This window comes from Mangrovimonas sp. DI 80, from assembly GCF_001975575.1.
Lineage (GTDB): Bacteria > Bacteroidota > Bacteroidia > Flavobacteriales > Flavobacteriaceae > Mangrovimonas_A > Mangrovimonas_A xylaniphaga.
Map to the genome: position 1 here is coordinate 78,517 of NZ_MSDT01000010.1, position 22,213 is coordinate 100,729.

At 36.2% G+C, this 22,213-nt stretch carries 22 protein-coding genes; 6 read left to right on the forward strand and 16 right to left on the reverse strand.

Translation table 11 applies throughout. The features are described from left to right. Positions 1 to 2 precede the first annotated feature (2 nt). From BKM32_RS15885 to BKM32_RS15900, 4 genes are all read left to right on the forward strand, one after another. Entirely contained in the window at positions 3 to 1,967 is a 1,965-nt protein-coding gene (locus BKM32_RS15885) for a DUF3857 domain-containing protein (protein WP_076665195.1), read from the forward strand. A gap of 22 nt (positions 1,968 to 1,989) precedes the next feature. Continuing rightward, entirely contained in the window at positions 1,990 to 2,847 is an 858-nt protein-coding gene (locus BKM32_RS15890) for an ion transporter (RefSeq protein WP_076665334.1), read from the forward strand. Next, positions 2,798 to 3,751: a tRNA (adenosine(37)-N6)-dimethylallyltransferase MiaA gene (gene miaA / locus BKM32_RS15895; RefSeq protein WP_253187473.1), complete on the forward strand. Its 954-nt coding sequence runs from the start codon at positions 2,798 to 2,800 to the stop codon at positions 3,749 to 3,751. Before BKM32_RS15890 ends, miaA begins: the two co-directional genes overlap by 50 nt. A 78-nt stretch (positions 3,752 to 3,829) precedes the next feature. Next, positions 3,830 to 4,021, forward strand: coding sequence for a cold-shock protein (locus tag BKM32_RS15900; protein WP_053977594.1), 192 nt, complete (start codon positions 3,830 to 3,832; stop codon positions 4,019 to 4,021). A gap of 73 nt (positions 4,022 to 4,094) precedes the next feature. Here BKM32_RS15900 and BKM32_RS15905 read toward each other — a convergent pair whose 3' ends face one another. The 13 genes from BKM32_RS15905 to BKM32_RS15965 all read right to left on the reverse strand — a co-directional run bounded on the left by BKM32_RS15905 (position 4,095) and on the right by BKM32_RS15965 (position 16,641). After that, on the reverse strand, positions 4,095 to 4,805 hold the full coding sequence (locus BKM32_RS15905) for a response regulator transcription factor (protein ID WP_053977593.1): 711 nt from the start codon (positions 4,803 to 4,805) through the stop codon (positions 4,095 to 4,097). A 3-nt stretch (positions 4,806 to 4,808) separates the two neighbouring features. Continuing rightward, positions 4,809 to 6,389 carry a sensor histidine kinase KdpD gene (locus tag BKM32_RS15910; RefSeq protein ID WP_076665197.1) on the reverse strand — a complete coding sequence of 527 codons (1,581 nt, stop codon included), beginning with the start codon at positions 6,387 to 6,389 and terminating at the stop codon, positions 4,809 to 4,811. A gap of 69 nt (positions 6,390 to 6,458) precedes the next feature. After that, positions 6,459 to 7,052: a dephospho-CoA kinase gene (gene coaE, locus BKM32_RS15915; protein ID WP_076665200.1), complete on the reverse strand. Its 594-nt coding sequence runs from the start codon at positions 7,050 to 7,052 to the stop codon at positions 6,459 to 6,461. A 46-nt stretch (positions 7,053 to 7,098) separates the two neighbouring features. Beyond that, positions 7,099 to 8,067: a CdaR family protein gene (locus BKM32_RS15920; protein ID WP_076665202.1), complete on the reverse strand. Its 969-nt coding sequence runs from the start codon at positions 8,065 to 8,067 to the stop codon at positions 7,099 to 7,101. Continuing rightward, a complete protein-coding gene (locus BKM32_RS15925; RefSeq protein ID WP_076665205.1) occupies positions 8,057 to 9,070 on the reverse strand; it encodes a glycosyltransferase family 2 protein in 1,014 nt (337 codons plus the stop codon). Before BKM32_RS15925 ends, BKM32_RS15920 begins: the two co-directional genes overlap by 11 nt. 192 nt (positions 9,071 to 9,262) lie before the next feature. Beyond that, positions 9,263 to 10,081 (reverse strand): enoyl-ACP reductase, encoded by an 819-nt coding sequence (locus BKM32_RS15930; protein WP_053977588.1) that lies wholly within the window; start codon positions 10,079 to 10,081, stop codon positions 9,263 to 9,265. Positions 10,082 to 10,153: 72 nt separating this feature from the next. After that, positions 10,154 to 11,806 (reverse strand): DNA repair protein RecN, encoded by a 1,653-nt coding sequence (gene recN, locus BKM32_RS15935; RefSeq protein WP_076665207.1) that lies wholly within the window; start codon positions 11,804 to 11,806, stop codon positions 10,154 to 10,156. A gap of 54 nt (positions 11,807 to 11,860) precedes the next feature. Continuing rightward, positions 11,861 to 12,751, reverse strand: coding sequence for a DUF4835 family protein (locus BKM32_RS15940; RefSeq protein ID WP_076665209.1), 891 nt, complete (start codon positions 12,749 to 12,751; stop codon positions 11,861 to 11,863). Next, positions 12,744 to 13,952, reverse strand: coding sequence for a bifunctional phosphopantothenoylcysteine decarboxylase/phosphopantothenate--cysteine ligase CoaBC (coaBC, locus tag BKM32_RS15945; protein WP_076665212.1), 1,209 nt, complete (start codon positions 13,950 to 13,952; stop codon positions 12,744 to 12,746). Before coaBC ends, BKM32_RS15940 begins: the two co-directional genes overlap by 8 nt. An 8-nt stretch (positions 13,953 to 13,960) precedes the next feature. Next, on the reverse strand, positions 13,961 to 14,290 hold the full coding sequence (locus tag BKM32_RS15950; RefSeq protein WP_053977584.1) for a DNA-directed RNA polymerase subunit omega: 330 nt from the start codon (positions 14,288 to 14,290) through the stop codon (positions 13,961 to 13,963). 12 nt (positions 14,291 to 14,302) lie between these two features. After that, positions 14,303 to 15,118: an outer membrane protein assembly factor BamD gene (locus BKM32_RS15955; protein ID WP_076665215.1), complete on the reverse strand. Its 816-nt coding sequence runs from the start codon at positions 15,116 to 15,118 to the stop codon at positions 14,303 to 14,305. Between the two features lie 123 nt (positions 15,119 to 15,241). Further along, positions 15,242 to 16,120 carry a 4-hydroxy-tetrahydrodipicolinate synthase gene (gene dapA, locus BKM32_RS15960; protein WP_076665218.1) on the reverse strand — a complete coding sequence of 293 codons (879 nt, stop codon included), beginning with the start codon at positions 16,118 to 16,120 and terminating at the stop codon, positions 15,242 to 15,244. Further along, a complete protein-coding gene (locus BKM32_RS15965) occupies positions 16,120 to 16,641 on the reverse strand; it encodes a hypothetical protein (protein ID WP_076665220.1) in 522 nt (173 codons plus the stop codon). Before BKM32_RS15965 ends, dapA begins: the two co-directional genes overlap by 1 nt. Before the next feature lie 70 nt (positions 16,642 to 16,711). Between BKM32_RS15965 and BKM32_RS15970 the strand changes: the two genes are divergently transcribed. Together BKM32_RS15970 and BKM32_RS15975 are read left to right on the forward strand one after the other, a co-directional pair. Continuing rightward, positions 16,712 to 17,467 (forward strand): 5'-nucleotidase C-terminal domain-containing protein, encoded by a 756-nt coding sequence (locus BKM32_RS15970; RefSeq protein ID WP_076665223.1) that lies wholly within the window; start codon positions 16,712 to 16,714, stop codon positions 17,465 to 17,467. Between the two features lie 40 nt (positions 17,468 to 17,507). After that, positions 17,508 to 18,416, forward strand: coding sequence for a bifunctional UDP-sugar hydrolase/5'-nucleotidase (locus tag BKM32_RS15975; protein WP_076665226.1), 909 nt, complete (start codon positions 17,508 to 17,510; stop codon positions 18,414 to 18,416). A 1-nt stretch (position 18,417) separates the two neighbouring features. Here BKM32_RS15975 and BKM32_RS15980 read toward each other — a convergent pair whose 3' ends face one another. The 3 genes from BKM32_RS15980 to ligA all read right to left on the reverse strand — a co-directional run bounded on the left by BKM32_RS15980 (position 18,418) and on the right by ligA (position 22,200). Then, on the reverse strand, positions 18,418 to 19,176 hold the full coding sequence (locus BKM32_RS15980) for a hypothetical protein (protein ID WP_076665229.1): 759 nt from the start codon (positions 19,174 to 19,176) through the stop codon (positions 18,418 to 18,420). A gap of 214 nt (positions 19,177 to 19,390) precedes the next feature. Further along, positions 19,391 to 20,074 (reverse strand): hypothetical protein, encoded by a 684-nt coding sequence (locus BKM32_RS15985; protein ID WP_076665232.1) that lies wholly within the window; start codon positions 20,072 to 20,074, stop codon positions 19,391 to 19,393. 131 nt (positions 20,075 to 20,205) lie between these two features. Next, positions 20,206 to 22,200 carry an NAD-dependent DNA ligase LigA gene (ligA, locus tag BKM32_RS15990; RefSeq protein ID WP_076665234.1) on the reverse strand — a complete coding sequence of 665 codons (1,995 nt, stop codon included), beginning with the start codon at positions 22,198 to 22,200 and terminating at the stop codon, positions 20,206 to 20,208. Positions 22,201 to 22,213 lie beyond the last annotated feature (13 nt).

Genomic DNA, 22,213 nt, shown 5'->3' on the forward strand with positions numbered 1-22,213 from the left:
TTATGAAACAACCAACCTTAACCATCCTTTTTCTTTTCTTTTCATTATTCCTGTTCTCACAATCACCTTTTAACTCCTCCGACCTTAACGTCACCAAAGGTGATCTAGAAACAAACATTTACCCAAATGATACAACTGCCAATGCCTTGATGCTTTATGAGTATGGCAAAAGCTACGTGAACAAAAACACTTACAAATTGAATACTGAAATCACCAAGAAATTAAAAATCCTTAACAAAGAAGGATTTGATAATGCCACAGTAACCATCCATTTATATAATGACAAATCCAATAAGGAAGATGTTAAAAGCATACAAGCGACAGTATATAATCTAGAAAACGGTAAGGTTACTAAAGTGAAACTGAAAAACAGTGAGGTTTTTAGGGAAACCTATGATGAACACAATACCTTGGTAAAGTTTACCTTTCCAAATATTAAAGAAGGTTCCGTTATCACCTATAGCTACACTCTTATCTCCCCGTACATGTTTAAATATAAATCATGGGAGTTTCAAGGCGATATTCCAAAGCTTTACAGTGAGTATGAAACTAGTATTCCAGGTAACTGGGAGTATAACATCAAACTTGTGGGAACCCAAAAATTGGTGAAAAATGACTCTCATATTGAACCGAATTGCCTTAGTGGTGCCGGTGGTGCCTATTCGGGTTGTGCAGTGAGCACCTATGCTATGGAAAATATTCCTGCCTTTGTTGAAGAAGACTATATGACCACCAAGGAAAATTATTTGGCTAGAATAGATTACGAGCTAAAAACATTCAAAGGATTTGATGGTACCGTGAACAACTATACAAAATCATGGAAAACGGTTGACCATGAACTCAAAACTGATAAAGATATAGGACGACAATTTCTTAAAAACACTGGGCTAAATGATGAAATGGAAGCGCTTTTATCTGGGAGTGATTCACCTCTGGATAAAGCTCAGCTCATCTATAAATATGTTCAAGAGAATTATCGATGGAACAAAGAATATAATCTTTTCAAGGATGTATCCGTCAAAGATTTGATTAAAAACAAAACGGGTTGTGTTTCTGAAATCAACATTTTACTTCACAACCTTTTAAATGAACAAGGCATTGATGTCAAACCTGTGCTTTTATCTACCAGAGGCAATGGATTTGTTACTACAATATACCCTGTTCTATCAGATTTCAACTATTTAATTGTACAAGTCAACATTGGAAGTGAGAGCTTTTTGCTAGATGCCACAGATGAATTCTTGGATTTTGGAGAAATACCATTCAAATGTTTAAATAGAGATGGACGACTTTTAGATTTTGATAAAGGAAGTGAATGGATAGAAATTTCCCCTAGAAAAAATTCTGTTATAGTACAAAGTCTAGACCTGAAACTTGACACCCATAATGTTTTATCGGGCAATATTAACCTAAGGTCTACTGGTTACCACGCACTACCGAACAAGAAAAAATTCCATAGTAACAGAGACGATTACTATGATAGCTACTTCAAAAAATTTGAAGATATCGAAATAATAAACCATGAGGTAACAACCCAAAACAAATCGGATTACGAATTTTTAGAAAATTTGGAAATTTCATATCCACTCAACGAATCAGGCAACAAAATTTATATCAATCCATTTTTGCTAAAATTCTTCTCACAAAATCCTTTTAAACTACAGGAGCGCAACTACCCTATCGACTTTGGTTTTAATGATTCCTTCATGTATAAACTACAAATACAAGTGGCAGATGATCTAGATATCTTAGAAATCCCTGAAAATTTCACAATCTCATTACCCAACAATACAGGTACCCTAATATTCAATTCTAAAAAAGAAGACAACAATGTCATGCTTTACCTCAAATTTGATTTTAAGGAATCTATTTACGGTCCTGAGTATTATAAAAGCCTAAAAATATTCTTTGGAAAAATTGTAGACATCCAACACAACTCCCTGATTGTATTGGAGAAAAAATCCTAAATCTTTTAGTACTTTTGGATTAATGAGTAACCAAAAATCAAATAAAAACTGGAAAACTCAGCTTCATGAAATCATTTATGAAGCTGATACTCCTGCTGGAAAGTTATTTGATATTATTTTGTTCTTTGCCATACTTGCCAGTATTATTTTGGTGATGTTGGAAAGCGTAAAGAGAATTGACAATCGCTATCATGACTTTTTAAACATCTCAGAATGGGTCATAACCATTCTATTCACCATTGAATACATTGCTAGAATTATTTCAGTAAAAAAACCCTTTAGGTATATCACCAGCTTTTATGGAATAATAGATTTACTTTCTACCATACCCAAATACTTGTCACTTATTTTTGCAGGAACCCATGCCTTGATTGCTTTACGAGCCTTGAGACTTTTGCGGGTATTTAGAGTATTGAAGTTGGCCAGATTTTTAGGCGCCTCCAATAATTTGGTCAACGCCCTTAAAGCCAGTAGAGCAAAAATTGCTGTGTTTTTATTCGCTGTGCTTATTATTTCCATTATTTTGGGAACCATAATGTATCTAGTAGAAGGTGAAGAAAATGGGTTTTCAAATATTCCCAAAAGTGTGTATTGGTGTATCGTAACCTTAACCACTGTAGGGTTTGGAGACATTGCTCCACAAACACCCTTAGGGCAATTTATAGCATCTTTGGTAATGATTTTGGGTTACGGAATCATCGCGGTGCCTACAGGAATTGTGTCAGCCGAATATACCAGCCAAAGTAAGTCTCCCAACAAAACAACAAAGGAAGATACTGTACATGTGAATACGCAAAGCTGCTCAAATTGTTTAGCAGATAAACACCAAGATGAAGCAAAATATTGCTATAAATGCGGAAGTAAATTACACTATGACTAAATATCTTATTTCTATTGTTGGACCAACAGCCATAGGAAAAACAGCCTTAAGTATTCAACTGGCTCAACATTTTAACACCGAAATAATTTCGGCAGATTCCAGACAATTTTTCAAGGAAATGCAAATAGGCACCGCTGCCCCTTCTCCAGAAGAATTGGCTGCTGCGCCCCATCATTTCATTCACCATAAATCAATTGAAACCGATTATAATGTTGGAGCCTTCGAAAGAGATGCCATAGAATGTCTAGATGTATTGTTTAAAACCCATGATGTGGTGATTATGGTAGGTGGTTCTGGACTATATGTAGATGCCGTGACCAAAGGACTGGATGATTTCCCAGACCTAGACCCTAAAATTAGAGAAGGACTAAATGAAACTTTAGAAACCGAAGGACTTGGCGTTTTGCAAAACCAATTAAAGGAACTCGATCCAGAATCCTACAATCGTATCGCGATTGATAACCCACATAGAGTGATACGTGCTTTGGAAGTTTCTATTGGAACAGGAAAACCGTATGCTTCTTATTTAAACCAAAAGGAAAGCAAGCGTCCATTCAAAACTATTACTGTTGGTTTGACTGCCGATCGTGAAATCGTTTATGAAAGAATCAACAAACGAGTAGATATCATGATGGAAAGTGGTCTTCTTGAAGAAGCCAAAGCTTTGTTACCCAACCAGCACTTAAATGCCCTCAATACCGTAGGTTACAAAGAATTGTTTGAATATTTCAATGGCAATTGGACTTTGGATTTTGCGGTCTCGGAAATAAAAAAGAACTCCAGACGCTTTGCCAAGCGCCAATTTACATGGTTCAAAAAAAATGAAAACATCCTTTGGTTTGACTATACAACACCTTTGGAAACCATCATAAACGACATCACAAAACTAGTTGAAAAACAATAAATTAAAATAAACTTAAGATTATAGCTGTAATCCGTTTATTAACCCTACCTTTGGCCCTTTATTAAATTAATTTATATTATGAGTAAAGGTACAGTAAAGTTCTTCAACGACTCAAAAGGTTTTGGGTTTATCGTTGAAGAAGGGACCAACAAAGAACATTTTGTACACATTTCTGGTTTAGAGGATGAGATTCGCGAAGGAGATGAAGTAGAATTTGATCTTACCGAAGGAAGAAAAGGATTGAACGCAGTAAACGTAAAAGTTATCTAATATTCACCCATTTTTTTAAAGTAAAAAGCCTATCAAAAATTGATAGGCTTTTTTATTATTGGAAGAGGAAGAATTAAGCGCTTTGGTTCACTACCAATCTAAACCCTTCTCCATGTATATTTAAAATCTCTACGTTTTCATCTGGTTTTAAATATTTACGAAGCTTGGCAATGTAAACATCCATACTACGAGAGGTAAAATAGTTATCGTCTCTCCAAATTTTTGTCAAGGCCAATTCCCTAGGCATCAAATCGTTTTCATGAAGAGCCAACATACGTAACAATTCATTTTCCTTTGGTGACAATTTAATAGGTTCCCCCCCGTCAAATCGCAAGAATCTCAATTTGGAGTTTAAATCGAATCTACCAATTTTGAACTCAAACTGTTTGCTATCTGTAACTGTTTCGGTAGCCTTACGTTGCATGATGGCCTTAATTTTCATAAGCAATACCTCACTGTCGAAAGGTTTGTTCAAATAATCATCGGCTCCTACTTTATACCCTTTCAAAACATCTTCCTTCATTGCTTTGGCGGTTAGAAAAATGATTGGAACTTCGGTGTTTTTCTCTCTAATTTCTTTGGCCAAGGTAAACCCATCCTTGTAAGGCATCATGACATCTAGGATACACAAATCAAAATCGTCCTTCTTGAATTTTTCAAAACCTTCCATCCCATTTTTAGCATGAACAACATCGTAATCGTTCATGGTTAAATAGTCCTTTAATACCGTTCCAAAATTTGGGTCATCCTCAACAAGGAGAATTTTTTTATTTTGTTCTTCCATAATTTATGATATTAACGGTAGTTTAATTGTAAATACACTACCTTTTCCTTTTTCGCTTTCTACTGATATATGACCGTGATGGTCTTCTACTATTCGTTTTACATAGGCCAAACCTAAACCATGGCCCTTAACATTATGCACGTTTCCTGTGTGTTCTCTATAGAATTTTTCAAATATTTTTCTCTGAACCTGTTTGGACATTCCGTTACCTTGATCGGCAATTTTTAATAAAATATTGTTCCCTACATTCTCTGTATACACATCAATTTTTGGTTCGTCGTCTGAATATTTTATAGCATTGTCCAAAATGTTAACGATAACATTTGTAAAATGACTTTCGTTGGCTAAGATTGAAGATTTCGTGGCGTCCAAATGTGTTTTCACGTAGCCTTTTCTATCTTCTACAATTAGCTCTACATGGGTAATAGCATCTTCTATTAAGTCGTGTAGTTTCACTCGGTCCTTACTAATGTTCAATTCGTTCTTTTCAAGCTTTGAAATCCGAAGCACATTTTCTACCTGTGCATGCATCCGCTTGTTTTCATCCTTGATCATTTTTAAGTAACGCTTTACCTTCTCTTTGTCCTCAATAACCTTTGGATTTTTAATGGCATCCAAAGCTAGATTTATCGTGGCAATTGGCGTTTTGAACTCATGCGTCATGTTATTGATAAAGTCTGTCTTGATTTGCGAAATCTTGCGCTGTTTTATCAATTGGTAAATGGCATTTGAGTACGCAATGATGATAATCAATGTAAACACTACCGACAGCACAATGGCCTTAATAATGGTTGAAAACAAAAACTTTCTACGATCTGGAAAGTTTACATACAACCTATAATCATTTTGATTGTCATTTCCCGAATAGACCGAAATCCCATAAGTGGAGGCCTTGTTCAACTCAAAATTTTCTGATTGTACCTTTGTGGCCAGATCTTTATCGTAAATGGCAAACTCAAAATCGATGCCAATACCATCTTCCTTTAATTGATAATTCAAAAGCTTTGCTACTTCTTCCGAAGACACCCTTTTATAGATTGGAAAATTCTTGTAGGTATCCCTATAACTATCTTCCATGATTTTTTTTGTAACCTCGGGTAACTCCGAATACTCTCTGTAAGTGCGCTCTGGGTTTACGTTTAAATCTCCTCCACTCCCCAAAGCTGTGTTACTATATATCTTAGTTTCACGTTCACTAAACAAACGACTGATGCTGACACTATCTACTCCTAAATCAAAGAACACCGATGGCACTTTAAAGCTTTCCTCTAAAACTGTGTTTCTGTAAATTATGGTTTCATCTCTTTCATTATCCTGAGTTTTCACCAAAATTTCCCTAATGGTACTAGTATCTGCCTTAGCATCATGTCTTCTAATTTGGTTAAGAGCCTTTTTAGTATAATCTTCAAGCTCTCTGTCTTCCAAATTTTTTGATACCAAGCTTAAAGCATGCTTTACGTTTCTTTCAAATTGCTTTTCTTCAATCTCAACCGAATTTTTGATAAAAAACGCTTGTACTAAAATTATACCTATGAGTGAGACACTCATTAAAATCACCAATAAGACGAATAGCTTTCTGCCCATCGTTCAAATTTAACATTTTAACATTTATTAGATATCCGCTTTAACCTTACATTAACAAAAATGTTAAAATCAGGGTTCTTTTCCTACAGAAAGCAGGGTTTCATGAAGTTTTAGCACCTGATTATGAGTAGCTTCTAACTTATCATTAACAATAATGTAGTCTGCCAATTTGAGTTTTTCGTCATCACTAAATTGGTTGTCCATGATGGCTTGTATTTTTTCTCGGGAAGTATCTTCTCGCTTCAAAAGGCGCTCTATTCGCTGATTGGTTCCTGCAATCACCAAAATAACCGCATCGTACTCCTTTTCCATATGCTGCTCAAAAATAATCGCTGCTTCCTTAATTACATAAGGAGAAGATTGCTCTGCCAACCATTCTTTAAAATGTTTGGCCACTTCTGGATGCACAATGGCATTCATAGCTTCCAGTAAGGCTTTGTTGTTAAAAATGGCATCTGCTATAAAGGGTCTGTTAAGTTCTCCGTTCACATAGGCCTGTTCTCCAAAAAGTACTTTTAATTTACGCTGAAGCTCAGGCGAAGTTGCCATAATCCTTTTGGCCTCCATGTCTGCCGTATAAACCGGAATCCCTAAACTTCTAAACATATTGGCCACAGTACTTTTACCGCTTCCTATGCCACCCGTAACTCCTATAACCTTCATACAACCGTTAATTAGCTAATTAATTGATATTCAGAATATAAATTTATCATTTTACAACGATAAACTCAACTTTATTTTGCTTGATTCTTGTACTTTTTGCCGCTTCAGGTACAGAAGTTAGTTTTGGAGTCATGGTATTTTTCTCTGTTTCCGCTATTTCCTTGTAATCGCAAACCACTTTGAAATCAGAAGCTTTTATTTCATTGAACCTGTTCAAAGGCACATAATACAGTACCGTTACGGCTTTGGGGAAATAGTTTAGCGTTAAACTTTTGGGAACATTGATCATTGTAACGGGCACTTCTATAGCACCTTCCGTAAATTTTACAACTTCAGAAGAAACAGTCACCTTAGGTGTTGATAGTTTCAACACCCCATCCATTTTCGGAATTTTGATTGAAATTGGCATTGTAAAACTTGCATTCACATCCTTTAAAGCCAGAGGTTCTGTTGATAGTTCCATAATTCCATTCACAATGTTTTCTGGCCCTATAACGGTTACTGAATCTGGCTCGACTACCAACTTTTCCAACACATCATAACCCACCGTATAGGAAATATTGGCATCCAACTTAATTGGGACTTTTTTGGTATCCAACGTCTCAAAATAAAAATTCAAGGTATCAGGCTTCACAGAAAGCATCTCCACCTTTTGTCCTAACATAGATTTAATCTTATGCGAAGATTTGCTTGCAATCCATGAATAATGGTCTTCGTTATAGTACAAATCTGATTCAAAATCTATTTTAACAGGACGGTTGAAGAAGATTAAAGGTAAAAGATTGAATCCGTTGGAGGATATCACAGCATTAATTTTTTGCTTTTTCTTCTCAAGCAATACTTTATTTTCAGGCACCTTGTCAAAAGACACATTAAAAGCAACTGTTTCAGTATACTTTCCAGAAAGCTTGCCAATAATCAAAAACAAAAACGACAACAGAAGAAAAAAGCCAAAGACATTGAGCTTTTTGTTTCTTATTGATTCTAACAGTTTTGATCTTAATTTATTCAGCATGTTTAAAAAATAAATGAGGAAAAGCCGCTTCTGGCGTTTTTCCCAGTACCTTCAATGTAATGGTAGATTTTAGAAAACCATAACCATATCCAAAAAACTGAATCGCTATAGCATACATGGATTTTAGAGCTACTTCCAAACTCTTCGTTTCAAAAAGGGCTAAAAGAAATGCTATGAAAAAATACGCCAGATAAGCCAAAATTCCAAAACTATAACCTAAAAGCCACAAAATAACAGCTCCAACAAATCCTAACATAAACAAAGTAGGGAACCAATAAGTAAGCTTTGATGTTTTTGGATGCCATGAATTTAAAATTGGTCTTACTAAACCAAACTTATGAACTTGAGTATAAAACTTAGACCAAGAGATTCGTCGTTTATGATATACAAAAGCATCCTCTATTAATGCGGTTTGAAACCCTAAATCTGTCAATCTAATTGAAAGATCTGGATCTTCACCGGGATGAATAACTCCAAATCCACCTGAAGCCTCAAATGCTTCTTTGGAAATTCCCATATTGAAACTTCTAGGCTGGAACTTTCCAACCTGTTTCTTCCCTCCTCTAATACCTCCAGTGGATATAAAAGATGTCATCGCAAAATTGATAGCCTTTTGTAGTGGCGTAAACGACAAATGTGCCGTATCTGGCCCGCCAAAACAATCCACGTAATTCTTTTGCAAATAAGCAAAAACCTCTTTTAAATATTGGGGAGGCAGGACACAATCGGAATCTAAAATGATAAAATAATTGCCCTTAGCCCGTTTCATTCCATAATTACGGGAATCGCCTGGTCCCGAGTTAGACTTGAAATAATATGTAATATCTAAAGATTTGCCATAACGCTTAACCTCCGCTTTACAATCTATGGACGAGCCATCTTCTACAATCACAATCTCAAAAGGATCATGGTATTCTAACTTGGAAAAACTCTCCAATAATTCAGCAACCTCATCAGGTCTGTTGTAAACAGGTACTACAAATGAAAAAGACAGTGTATTCATACGATACAAATGTAACCAAAGAAAATATAATACATCCCTCAAGGGAGATTTATAAAATAATTGAAATCTATTTTTACAATATTATAGTCTACAAAACAGGTTTCTTAATTTAAGATTCATAAATTCTTATTCTAATAAATAATAAAAAAAGGCGCTAAATAGCGCCCTTTCATTAATATATATTTTCTTTCTCTATTGCTCCTTTACAAAAGCCTCCATCACTTCGGCACTCACACCCATGTTACTAAAGCCTCCATCGTTGTATAAGTTTTGTAAGGTCACACGACGTGTTAAATCACTAAACATAGCCACAGTATAGTTGGCACAATCTAGAGCCGTTGCATTTCCTAATGGCGACATTTTATCGGCATAGGCAATAAATCCGTCAAATCCTTTTACTCCTTGTCCTGCAGTAGTAGGTGTTGGAGATTGTGAAATAGTGTTTACTCTAACCTTTTTGTCTTTTCCGAAGAAATACCCAAAACTTCTAGCAATACTTTCCAAATACGCTTTGTTATCAGCCATATCATTATAATCTGGGAACACACGCTGAGCTGCCATATAAGAAAGGGCTACAATACTTCCCCACTCACTCATGGCATCATTTTTATAAAGCACTTGCATCACTTTATGAAAAGATACCGCGGATACGTCCCATCCTTTATGTGTGAAATCGTAGTTTTGGTTTGTATAGTGATTTCCTTTACGCACGTTTACCGACATACCAATCGAGTGCAATACGAAATCAATTTTACCTCCCAAGATTTCCATTGACTTGGCTACTAGATTTTCTAGATCCTCTAAATTGGTGGCATCGGCAGGAATAATTTCAGAACCTGTTTTTTCAGCCAACTCTTTAATTTGTCCCATGCGCATTGCAATAGGTGCATTGGTCAACACAAAGGTTCCTCCTTCTTCGTGAACACGCTCTGCGGTTTTCCAAGCAATTGAATTCTCATCCAATGCTCCAAAAATAATCCCTCGTTTTCCTTTTAATAAATTATATGACATGGTATTTATTATTTAGTCAATTGTTGTTTTTGGTTTTGTGGGGCAAAGATACTATTAAAATGAGAATTTCCTCTAATTCAATAATTGTTTTGCATGTTCCAATGCCGAATTGGATACATCTATGCCTCCTAACATTTGTGCGATCTCCACAATTCGTTCATCATGGCTCAGACGTTTTAATTGTGTTTGGGTTACCTCATCAATATCGGTTTTAAACACTTTATAATGTGCATCACCCTTTGCAGCTACTTGAGGTAAATGAGTAATGGTAAACACCTGCATGGTCTTACTCATTTCTTGCATAAGCACTCCCATTTTATCTGATATTTCACCAGAAACCCCTGTATCTATCTCATCAAACATAATGGTTGGTAATTGCTGATATTTACTCAAAATAGACTTTATCGCCAACATAATTCGGGAAAGCTCTCCTCCCGAAGCCGCCTTTTTTAGTTCGTTAAATTGTCCTCCCTTGTTTGCCGAGAACAAAAACTCCAAATCGTCCTTACCATTATTATAAAACTGTTTGGACAATTCAAGTCCTATTTGGAATCTAGCATTTGGCATTCCTAAAACAGACAATAGCTTTTCCAACTGTTTCTGAAGTTCGGGAATAGCAGTATTTCTGCTATTGTGGATTTTAAGAGCAAGTTCATTTAAATCCTTTTCGATAACTTTCTGTTCTTGCTCCTTTTTAGAAATGACATCGTCCAAATTTTGGGTGATATTCACCTTTTCCTTTAAATCATCCCTTATGGCAATCAACTCCCCTACATTTTCAGCAACATGCTTTTGCTTCAAGTTATGAATCAACTGCAACTTAGTATTCACTACGCCCAATCTTTCTGGATCTGCCTCCAACTGATCTTGTAAGCGCTCTATTTCAACAAAAACATCATCAAGTTCAATGACCGTGCTATTGACTCTTTCAAACAACGATTCATAGTTTTTGGAGTAAGAAGACAACCTAGATAATTGATTTTTAATTTCTGTCAAACTTGGAATTACCCCAACAGTTTCATCACTCAACAAACCATGCGAACTTCCTAAACGCTCACTGATTTCCTCAATATTGTTAAGGGTTTCGTATTCTTCTTCCAAAGCCTCCATTTCACCATCAATTAAATTAGCCTTTTCCAATTCCTCCAACAAAAATAAATTGTAGTCCAACTCTTTGGTAGCCTCAATTTTTTGTTGGTTTAAATCATTCAACTCACGTTGCACACCTTTATAGGCTTTCAGCTTCTTGCCATACTCAAGAATAACCTCTTGATTTTTGGCCAAAGCATCTATGACTTGAAATTGAAATGAATCATCCGTTAACTGAAGCGTTTGGTGCTGCGAATGGATATCCAATAGATACACTCCCAAAGTCTGAAGGTTCCCAAGAGTTACTGGGGTATCATTGATAAATGCCCTAGATTTCCCAGAAGGCAAAATTTCCCTTCTAATTATAGTTTGAGGCTCGTAATCTAAATCCTCCGATTTAAAAAGAGCTTTCAAATTATAATTGGTGATATCGAAAGTGGCCTCGATTACACATTTTTTGGATTCATCTTTAATGCTGCCCAAATCGGCTCTTTTTCCCAAAATCAACGAAAGCCCTCCTAAAAGGATGGACTTTCCCGCACCAGTTTCACCGGTAATTATAGATAAGCCATTATTGAATGTCACATTAAGTTCATCAATCAGGGCATAGTTTTTTATTGAAAGATTTGTAAGCAAACGGAAATGTTTAAAATTAAACTATCAACTGAAATCGAGTATGACCACAAAGGATCAATAACTTATGTTACGCCATTTTGAGGCGTAGGTTGGTGCAATTCTATTAAGAGAAGATACCACGTTGGTGATATTCACATTAGGTCCATCACTAAAGATTTCTTCAATCTCATCAGACTTTGCATCGAAAAACACACGCATCAAAAAGGAATTGGGTCTTTTGTTATGTAGCTTTTCCAAAGTCCCAATGGCAGTGGCAATCTCCTGCTTTCCTTTTTTAGGATTTTCATACATCACGTCCAAGCCATTTCTGTGGTAATTGTACATTACTTCCCTGAATTGTTCAAAAGTTGGTGACATTAAGTTATCGATCAACACAAAACGGGATTGCGTACCATCTTCAAGTTTCCATCCTTTAAAGTTTTCCTGTTGTGAATAATTTAAAATGGTTTGTGCCTGTTTAAAATACTCGTCGCCCCCATTAAGTTGAAATGTATCGGCATCCATCCCCAAAATCATATAGATATGATAGGTCAAAACCGAAACCAAGTTGGATTCGTATTGATTTGGATTGAATACCAAATTTTGGAATTCCAAATACTGAAACGTAAAGTTTCTATCGTTAAAATTGTAAACTGGCGTACTGTACGTTGAATTGAATACAGGTCTTGAAGATTGCACTTGTATAGAAGCCTGAAACACATCGGTATCATAATCTGCAATGGTGATGATCATGCTACAGTTAATGCGTTCCTGAGGTTTAAAGTCCTTGTTGGTCCAAGTAGTATTGTTGACAAACTCTGTTAATTGTCGCTCCAAAGTTCTAAACACCTGAACGTTTTCGTTTCCAGTTTTTTGCGCATTAACCACTAAATTACAATTGAGTTCCTGGGCATAACCAGACACAAAAAAGGCAACAAAAGTAATTACAAAAAAGACTCTATGCATTGAGTTGTTTAATTATTAGGTTCATTAAGTCGCCTGCCACTTCGGCCTTCGATTTCAAGTCTTGACTCAAGACTTCGTTTGTATTGGTAATAAAAGTAACTTTATTTGTGGAAACCCCAAAACCTGCACCTTCATCATTCAGAGAATTTAGTACTATGACATCTAAATTCTTGGATTCCAACTTGCCTTTGGCATGTTCCAACTCGTTGTGGGTTTCCAAAGCAAAACCAACCAAGAATTGATTCTTTTTGATTTTCCCCAAAGATGCCAAAATATCTTGAGTACGTTCCAACTCTATACTAAACGTATCGGCTTTCTTTTTTATTTTTTTATCGGCTACATATTTTGGACGATAATCGGCCACTGCAGCAGACAAAATTGCAATGTCCACATCTTTGAAATAGTTGTGAACTTCAGTGTACATCTCTGCCGCACTGAAAATTTTAATAAGTTTTATAAATTGATGATTGACCGTTTCGTGTGTTGGTCCTGAAATTAAAATCACCTCAGCGCCCAAATTGGCCGCAGATTTTGCAATTTCAAAACCCATTTTCCCACTGGAATGATTCCCAATGAATCTTACAGGGTCAATAGCTTCATAAGTAGGTCCTGCCGTAATAAGCATCTTTTTCCCCTTCAAAGGTAAACCTTCCAAAATATCCCTTTCAATGAAATCTACAATATCTTCAGGTTCTGCCATACGCCCCTCTCCTACCAAACCACTGGCCAGCTCTCCGCTAGTAGCAGGAATCATAATATTTCCAAAACTATTCAACAAATCGAAAGAGCGTCGTGTAGTAGGATGTTTGTACATATCCAAATCCATTGCTGGCGCAAAATACACAGGACACTTGGCTGACAGATAAGTTGCCATAAGCAAATTGTCGCAGACACCATTGGCCATTTTAGCCATGGTATTGGCCGTAGCTGGAGCAATAAGCAAGAAATCTGCCCACAGCCCTAATTCTACGTGATTATTCCAAACAGCATCATCTTCATCATGGGTAAATGATGAATACACAGGATTTTTGGATAAAGTTGAAAGGGTTAAAGGTGTAATGAAGTCTTTAGAAGCAGGCGTCATGACGACCTTTACGTCTGCGCCTGCTTTTATAAATAACCTAACAAGGTTTGCCGTTTTATAAGCGGCAATACCAGCAGTAATGCCTAGAAGTACCTTTTTGCCACTTAATACCGACATTATTTTGTTTATGCCTGAGTTTCGTCCTCAGTGTTTCTGAAGTAGATTTTATCGTCAAGCCATTCTTGAACTGACAAAGCGTGAGGCTTAGGCAATTTCTCATAGAATTTAGAAACCTCTATCTGCTCTTTGTTTTCAAAGATTTCCTCCAAGCTATCATTATAGGTAGCAAACTCATCAAGTTTGTCAACTAGTTCTCTACGGATATCAGTGTTAATTTGTTCTGCTCTCTTTGCAATAACAGAAATAGCCTCATAGATATTTCCTGTTGGCTCATCTATTTCATTTCTGTCGTAAGTAACTGTACTTACCGGAGCATTGGTTTTCTTTAAATCCATCGTATTTATAAATTAACTTTTTGTTTCAAATTTATTTAATTCAGCCGTCAATTCGTCGTTCATTTTAGTGGCTTGTTCGGCAAATTTAGAATCCGAATAATACTTGATAAACGAATTGTAATAACCTTGAGCCGTCAATAATCGGGCTTCTTTTTTATACTGCATACTGTTTACAGCCAAACGGTGAGCCGAGTCCAAACGATAGAACATGGCTTCTTCCCTAAACGTACTTCCTGGATATTCCAATAAGAAATTATCAAACGACTTGATGGCCGCCTCATAATCTGAAGCATCATAATAGGCTATTTGGTTGTACTGCTTCGCAATTTCAAAGGCCTTTCTTTCTAATTTATAATCCAATTCTTTTACCATTGTGTTTACTTCTGGCAAATATTCTGAATCTGGATATTTACTTAAAAAGATTTGAAGCTTGTCCAAAGCCTGAACAGTTTCCTTTTGTTCTTTACTGTAAACAGGAGACAACATGTAGTAGCTTCTTGCAGAAAGAAACGATGCCTCTTCTGCTTTTTCACTTCTAGGATATGCTGTTTCAAACCGTTCAAATTGATAGCCAGAAAGGTGATAATCACCCATTTCATAGTATGTTTTAGCATACATGTAGGTAAGTTTTTCTGCCTGTGGCTTTCCCCGATACTGAGGCATGATCTGTGCAAATAAACGGTTTGCCTTACCGTACTTCCCTTGCTCATAAAGCTCAGTTCCTACGCGAAACTTTTCAGCAATATCTTCCGACTTCAGTGCTTTTTGAAATTCACTACAAGAGGTTAGCGAAAGTACCAGTAAAAATGTATAAAAAATGTTCTTCATAAAATGTAAACAGAATGCAAAAGTAATTATTTATAACTTATTATAAAAACAAAAGTTACACACGAAAATAACGGTTGCAAACTCTTTTACTAAGTCTTTAAGTTAACTTTAACGTTTGGCTGCTTAGTCCAAATTTGCGATAAAATCCTTAATTTTTTGCTTCAACTCTTCAGTTGCAGGCACCAACGGCAAACGAACAGCATCATTGGCAAGACCTAAAGCTTCAAATACAGCCTTGATTCCAGCTGGATTATTTTCAGCAAAGATGTAACCAACAATATCCATAAGTTTAAAGTGAATATCATAAGCCTCTTTAGCTTTACCTTCCAAACCAAGTTTGATCATTTTAGCAAATTGCTTTGGCAATCCTTGACCAATCACAGAGATAACTCCTGCTCCACCAGCCAATACAACCGCTAAGGCTAAATCATCGTCTCCAGAAATAATCAAAAAATCTTCAGGCTTATCCTTTAACAATTTTAAATATTGCCCCATGTTGTTACCAGCTTCTTTAACGGCCACAATATTTTTAAAATCATTTGCCAAACGTAAAGTTGTTTCTGGCAACATGTTTGATGCAGTTCTTCCTGGTACGTTATACAAAATAATGTCTACAGGACAAGCCTCTGAAATAGCCTTAAAGTGTTGGTAAATTCCCTCTTGGGTAGGCTTGCTATAATATGGAGAAACCGAAAGAACTGCATCTATTTGAGACAAATCAGTTGCCTTGATCTCTTCAATAACGTTGGCAGTGTTGTTTCCTCCAATTCCCAATACCAAAGGCAATCTTCCGTTGTTAGCCTCTACGATGGTAGCTATGATAGCCTTCTTCTCTTCCTTAGTAATAGTCACGCTTTCACCAGTTGTCCCGCTTATTACCAAATAATCGGTTCCATTCTCTACATTGTAGTTTACAATGTTTTTCAACGCTTCGTGATCTACGGACAAATCTTCATTAAATGGCGTAATCAATGCCACTCCTGTCCCATAAAATTTAGTCATTATATTTTATTTAGTACTGTTAGATATTTATGTAATTCTCTTTTAAACAGTGAAAACTCTTTTGGGTGCACATCAAGAATCAAGTCGTACAACCTATCATCTATTCCCGAGAGTCCCACTTTAAAACGTGCCTTGGATTGCGCTGTGATAATATTGAGTTCCATACGGTCCTCTTTGTAATAACTTATCAAGGCATCAAAATCTGTATCAAGAAACGCTTTCAGGTCGCCATTTTTTATGGCTCCTTTCCATCCAAAATCCTTGGGTGTTACGTTAACGCCCCAAAGGGTCTCTGGCGCCAACTTCTCATCGGCTACAAAGGCAATGATTTTCAATCGGTTCTGTTTCACTCCCAAATCATCAAAAAATCTTTGGAAGTTCTCAAAATCAGCAAATTCATTTAAATTCAAAATCACCCCAACCGACTCAATCTTTTTATTGTTAGCCTCTATACTCCTAGAATTTAACAATTTATTGATGTAATTTTGGTATGATTTTTCCTTAAATGCCTTTAAAATCATTTATCTTTATAATTTTTGCAAATGTAGTAAAAGTCACTACATGTTTTGTTAACTTTTCTTAAGAATCTAAATGAATCCAAAACATCTTTTTTTTGTTTTAACAGTTCTCGTTTTCTTCTCTTGCAACCAAACAAAGCACCTCTATAAAATTGAAGGGAAACAGATTTCAATTACAGATAGTTTACCCTCTAATTCAGAAATAGATAGCTTTATCAAACCTTACCATGACCACCTCAACCAAAGCTTGGACAGTGTTTTGTCATATTCGGCAGACACTTACACAAAAGAAGACTCTCCATTCAATACAGCAATAGGTAATTTTATGGCCGATGCCATTTACGAGCAGTCCAACCCCATTTTTAAAAAACGAACAGGAAAAGACATTGACTTTGTAATGTTGAACCATGGGAGCATTCGTTCAATTCTATCCAAAGGCAATATTACCATTAGAACCGCTTATGAACTGATGCCTTTCGAAAACACCGTTGTTGTAACAGCTATCAAAGGAGAACAAATCAAAGAACTTTTAAAATACCTGACCGCAAGTAGTAAGGCCCACCCAATTTCAAAATTGAAAGTGACGGTGGATAAGGATTTCAATATTGTTTCCGCCGCTGTCCGGGGACAACCTATTGACTACAACAAAACGTATTATGTCCTCACCAACAACTACCTGTATAACGGAGGGGACCACATGACATTCTTCCAACCAAACGACACTGTTTACTCTCTGGATTACAAAGTTAGAAATGCCCTACTGGACTATTTCATAAAAACAGACACCATTAGAGCCGCCATTGACGATCGTTATATGCAAATAGAATAACCACTCCAGTTTTACGTTTACAAAATAACTATAGAGAACCATGAAACGAAGAGATTTTTTACAACAAACAGCAGCCGCAACTTCATTGGTTGGCCTAGCTGGTTTGGGATTGCAGTCCTTTAAAGAGCCTGCTAAGAAAATTACCATTCTACACACCAACGATGTCCATAGTCATATTGATCCATTTAGTCCTCAAGATGGCATGCACCCCAACAAAGGAGGCGTTGCAAGAAGAGCCAGTTTGATAGAAGCCATTAAAAAGGAAAATCCCAACACGCTACTATTTGATGCGGGTGATATTTTTCAAGGAACCCCCTATTTCAATTATTACGGCGGCGAATTGGAATTCAAATTGATGAGCATGTTACAATACGATGCTGCCACGCTTGGAAATCACGATTTCGACAATGGTATCGAAGGGCTTTACGCCCAATTACCTCATGCCAAATTCGATTTTTTGTCTGCCAATTATGATTTCAAGAACACCATTATGGACACACACACCAAACCTTATAAAGTGTTTGTAAAAGATGGTATTAAGATTGGAGTATTTGGTTTAGGTATAGAACTTCATGGTCTTGTTGAAAAAAACCTTTATAAAGAAACAGTGTATTTGGATCCTGTGGAAACCACTCAAGATATGACAAGAATTTTGAAAGAAAAGGAGAAATGCGCCCTTATCATTTGTCTCTCCCACCTAGGTTATCATTACGGAAAAAGTTCAAAAATTAGTGACCTTGAATTAGCAAAATCCACAAAAAATATTGATTTAATTATCGGAGGACACACCCACACCTTCTTGAAGAAACCAACCGTAACCAAAAATATTGAAGGCAAAAATATGTTGGTGAACCAAGTAGGCTGTTACGGCATCAATTTAGGCCGACTAGACTTCTATTTTGACAGTTTCAACAACAAATCTGCTGATGGTACTTCTATAATAGTATAACCTATACTGTAGCGTGTTCAGAAGAAGTAGAAGATAGAGATTCTTTATTCACAGAATACCTAACTGCTTTTCTATGATGATTACTCACATAGGCCAACAAAAATACCAAGGCAGCTAGATGCAATGCTATTGCAAATACTTCAAACACCCAAAAATACACGTATAATTCGCATATGTATTTTAATACATCCCCAAAAGCAAAACATGCCACAGTAACTAATAAGATAATAGATTGCTTGCTTTCTCTACTCAAATAAAGGGCAAAAGCCAAAAAGACCAAAAGCACAATAGCCAGTCCTCTACCCGCATACAGCCACAAGCTTATATCGTCTACAAAACTATTTTTTACAGCCCCATAGAGTATATACAACAGATAGGCATTGAACATAAAAATGAGCCCTAAATAAACCGAAACAACTCCCTCAAACCGAACTTTTCGAAATTGACTTATCAGAACACCCAACAACAAGATATAACTTCCCACATAGGCCATTTCAGATAATTGATGAGTGAGTTCATTTTTGTGAAATACAGTGAATACGTCTCCTAAAAAGGAACAAAGAAATACGGTAAGAAAAATGTTGGCCATATATTTCATCCTAGTAAAATATAAAGTCAACAAAACCGGAATCACTACAATTTTTGCTATCCTATCCAACATTAAATCATCCTGAATTACCGCAAGCACCTGTAGGGCAAACAAAGCACTAAATACAATAACCAAGGACTTATTGGACGTCATTTTATGCCAAAATTCCATAACTAGATTTTATAAGTAGGTCATACAAATATATGTATTTTGTCAGTATTTTTTTGCGTTTCATCGATTTTAAGAAATTTTCAATAAAAAATCAAGATGTATGCAAAATCAACAACACACCAACCCATAACACATACAAACCAATGAACACAAAAGTAAATTTCAAGGTTTCACAAGGCAGACAAAACTATTTTAAAAAGAAATCTAGGGAGGATTACGAATTGGCAATCTGCATTCTTTCCGAATATACCAATCTCGACTGAAGATAAAGAAACACAAAGGCCAATACCAAGAACACCGAAGAAATCACATTTAAAATATTGGTTTCGGAAATATAGAAGTACGCCAATTGAATTACCTCATAAAAGACAATACAAATAGAGCCTATTAAAAAATTCATGGATTTTTTATCATCCTTATGGATATAATTCAGTAACGCTAGAGTCAACAACAACATGATCACGGCATTATAAATAAACTCCAAAACATAAGGATAGACACCTAGCTCGCTTTTTGTAGTGTTAGTTACAATTACCACACAAAAGCAATCTAAAATAAACAATATAAGAACATGGAAAGGTAATTTTACCGCAACTTCCCGAATTTTAATAGATTGAAGCAATTTGGCCACCAAAAATAAATAAGACAGAATATACAGTCCGTTTCCTAAATAATAATAGTCAAATCCTCCATCCTCTGTACTATACTCCCAAGTAATAAAATTGATGACATCAGAAAGCGTGTAAGCCAATAAAAACAAAAAGAAGAAATTACGCTTGTTTTTAACCCTAACTACATACAAAAAGCTTAATAAGATTAACATTAGAGCCCTCACTCCCATTGCACAATATTCATACTGAAGCAATTGAAGGCCAATAAATCCTAAACTAAAAACCATTAATATTGCGACTAAAATATTCCTTTTCAGCATAAACTAGCTCGATTGGTCTTTGCCAAATGTAACACAATAAATACAATTCAACGTTAAAAAATGTATTTAATCGATGAAAGAATACATTTTGTAGGATTTTACATAACCATTTGCAAAAATTCAATTTCCGAAATAATCGCTAAATTCAATTGCTCTGCTTTAGTACGTTTACTTGGCCCCATTTTATCGCCCGCAACAAGATAACTTGTTTTGGAAGATATTGAAGATGAAACCTTTCCCCCGTTATCCTCTATAAGTTTTTTAAGTTCATCCCTGGAGACGGTTTCAAAAACTCCAGACACCACAAAAGTGAGATTTTTCAATTTATCGGTCTGCTCAGCTAATTTTTCAGCAGAAATCTCCAATTGGACACCAAAATGCTTTAACCGTTCAACGATGTTTATATTAGCCTCATCCTCAAAAAAGGCTAGAACACTTTCGGCTATTTTCACCCCAATTTCATCCACATTCACCAAATCTTCCAGTGAAGCAGCCTTTAAATTATCTATAGACTTGTAATGTTTTGCCAATTTTTTAGCTACGGTTTCTCCAACATATCTAATTCCCAAAGCATACAAAACTCTTTCAAAAGGAATCTGTTTGGAAGCCTCAATACCGTTCAACAAATTACCAGCACTTTTATCAGCCATTCTTTCCAAAGGAAGAATTTGCTCTTTTGTAAGCTCATACAAATCGGAATAATTATCTATCAAACCGCCATTTACTAACAAGGCAACCGTTTCGCCTCCCATACCTTCAATATCCATCGCCTTTCTGGAAATGTAATGCTGAATACGTCCAATAATCTGTGGTTTACAACCGTTGTAATTAGGACAGTAATGTTGCGCTTCGCCTTCTTGTCTCACCAATTCGGTGTCACATTCTGGGCAATGGGTAATATATTGGGTAGGTTGAGAATCGATTGGTCGTTTACTCAAATCGACCGCAATAATTTTTGGAATGATTTCCCCCCCTTTTTCTACAAATACTTCATCGCCTACTCTAATATCCAATTTTTCAATTTGATCGGCATTATGCAAGGAAGCCCTTTTCACAATAGTTCCAGCCAACTCCACAGGATCTAAATTGGCAACAGGCGTAATAGCCCCTGTACGGCCAACTTGATAGGTTATACTGTTCAATCTAGTTGAAACTTGTTCGGCCTTAAACTTATACGCTATGGCCCACCTAGGCGCTTTAGCCGTGTAGCCCAGTTCCTCTTGGTGGTACAAATCATTGACCTTAATTACAACTCCATCTGTTTCATAAGGCAACTCAAATCTTTTCGTATCCCAATACGCAATAAATTCCAAAACCTCTTCAATAGAATTGGCCAAATGCGCTGTATTCGGCACTTTAAATCCCCAAGATCTGGCCTTATCCAAACATTCATATTGAGTTGCAATATCCAAGTTAGGCCCTATCACAGTATACAAAAGACACTCCAAAGGACGCTTAGCAACCTCTGCACTATCTTGTAATTTCAAACTCCCTGAGGCTGTGTTTCTAGGGTTTCTGTAAGGCTCTTCACCAATTTCAATACGTTCTTCATTCATTTTGTTGAAACCCTCAAACGGCAATACAATCTCGCCTCTAATATCAAATTTTGGAGGATAATCACCATTCAATTGCAAAGGAACAGATTTTATGGTTTTGATATTAGTGGTTACATCATCCCCTTGAAAACCATCTCCACGAGTAACCGCTTTTTGCAACTTTCCATCTTCATAAGTCAAACTTATGGAAGCTCCATCATATTTGAGCTCGCATGTATAAGATATATCACCATCCACCAACTTTTTAATGCGGGCTTCCCAGTCCAATAAATCTTCTTTGGAATAGGAATTGTCCAATGAATACATTCTGTATTCATGCGCAACTGTTTCAAAATTTTTGGTAACAGCTCCTCCTACTCTTAAAGTGGGCGAACTGCTGTCATAATATTCAGGGTGTTTAGTTTCCAACTCCTGCAATTCCTTCAACTTCATATCAAAATCATAATCGCTTATGGTTGGATTGTCCAATACGTAGTAATTATAATTATGCTTTCTAAGCTCTTCTCTCAAGGCAGTAATGTGTTGTTGAATATCCATTTAAAAACTTATG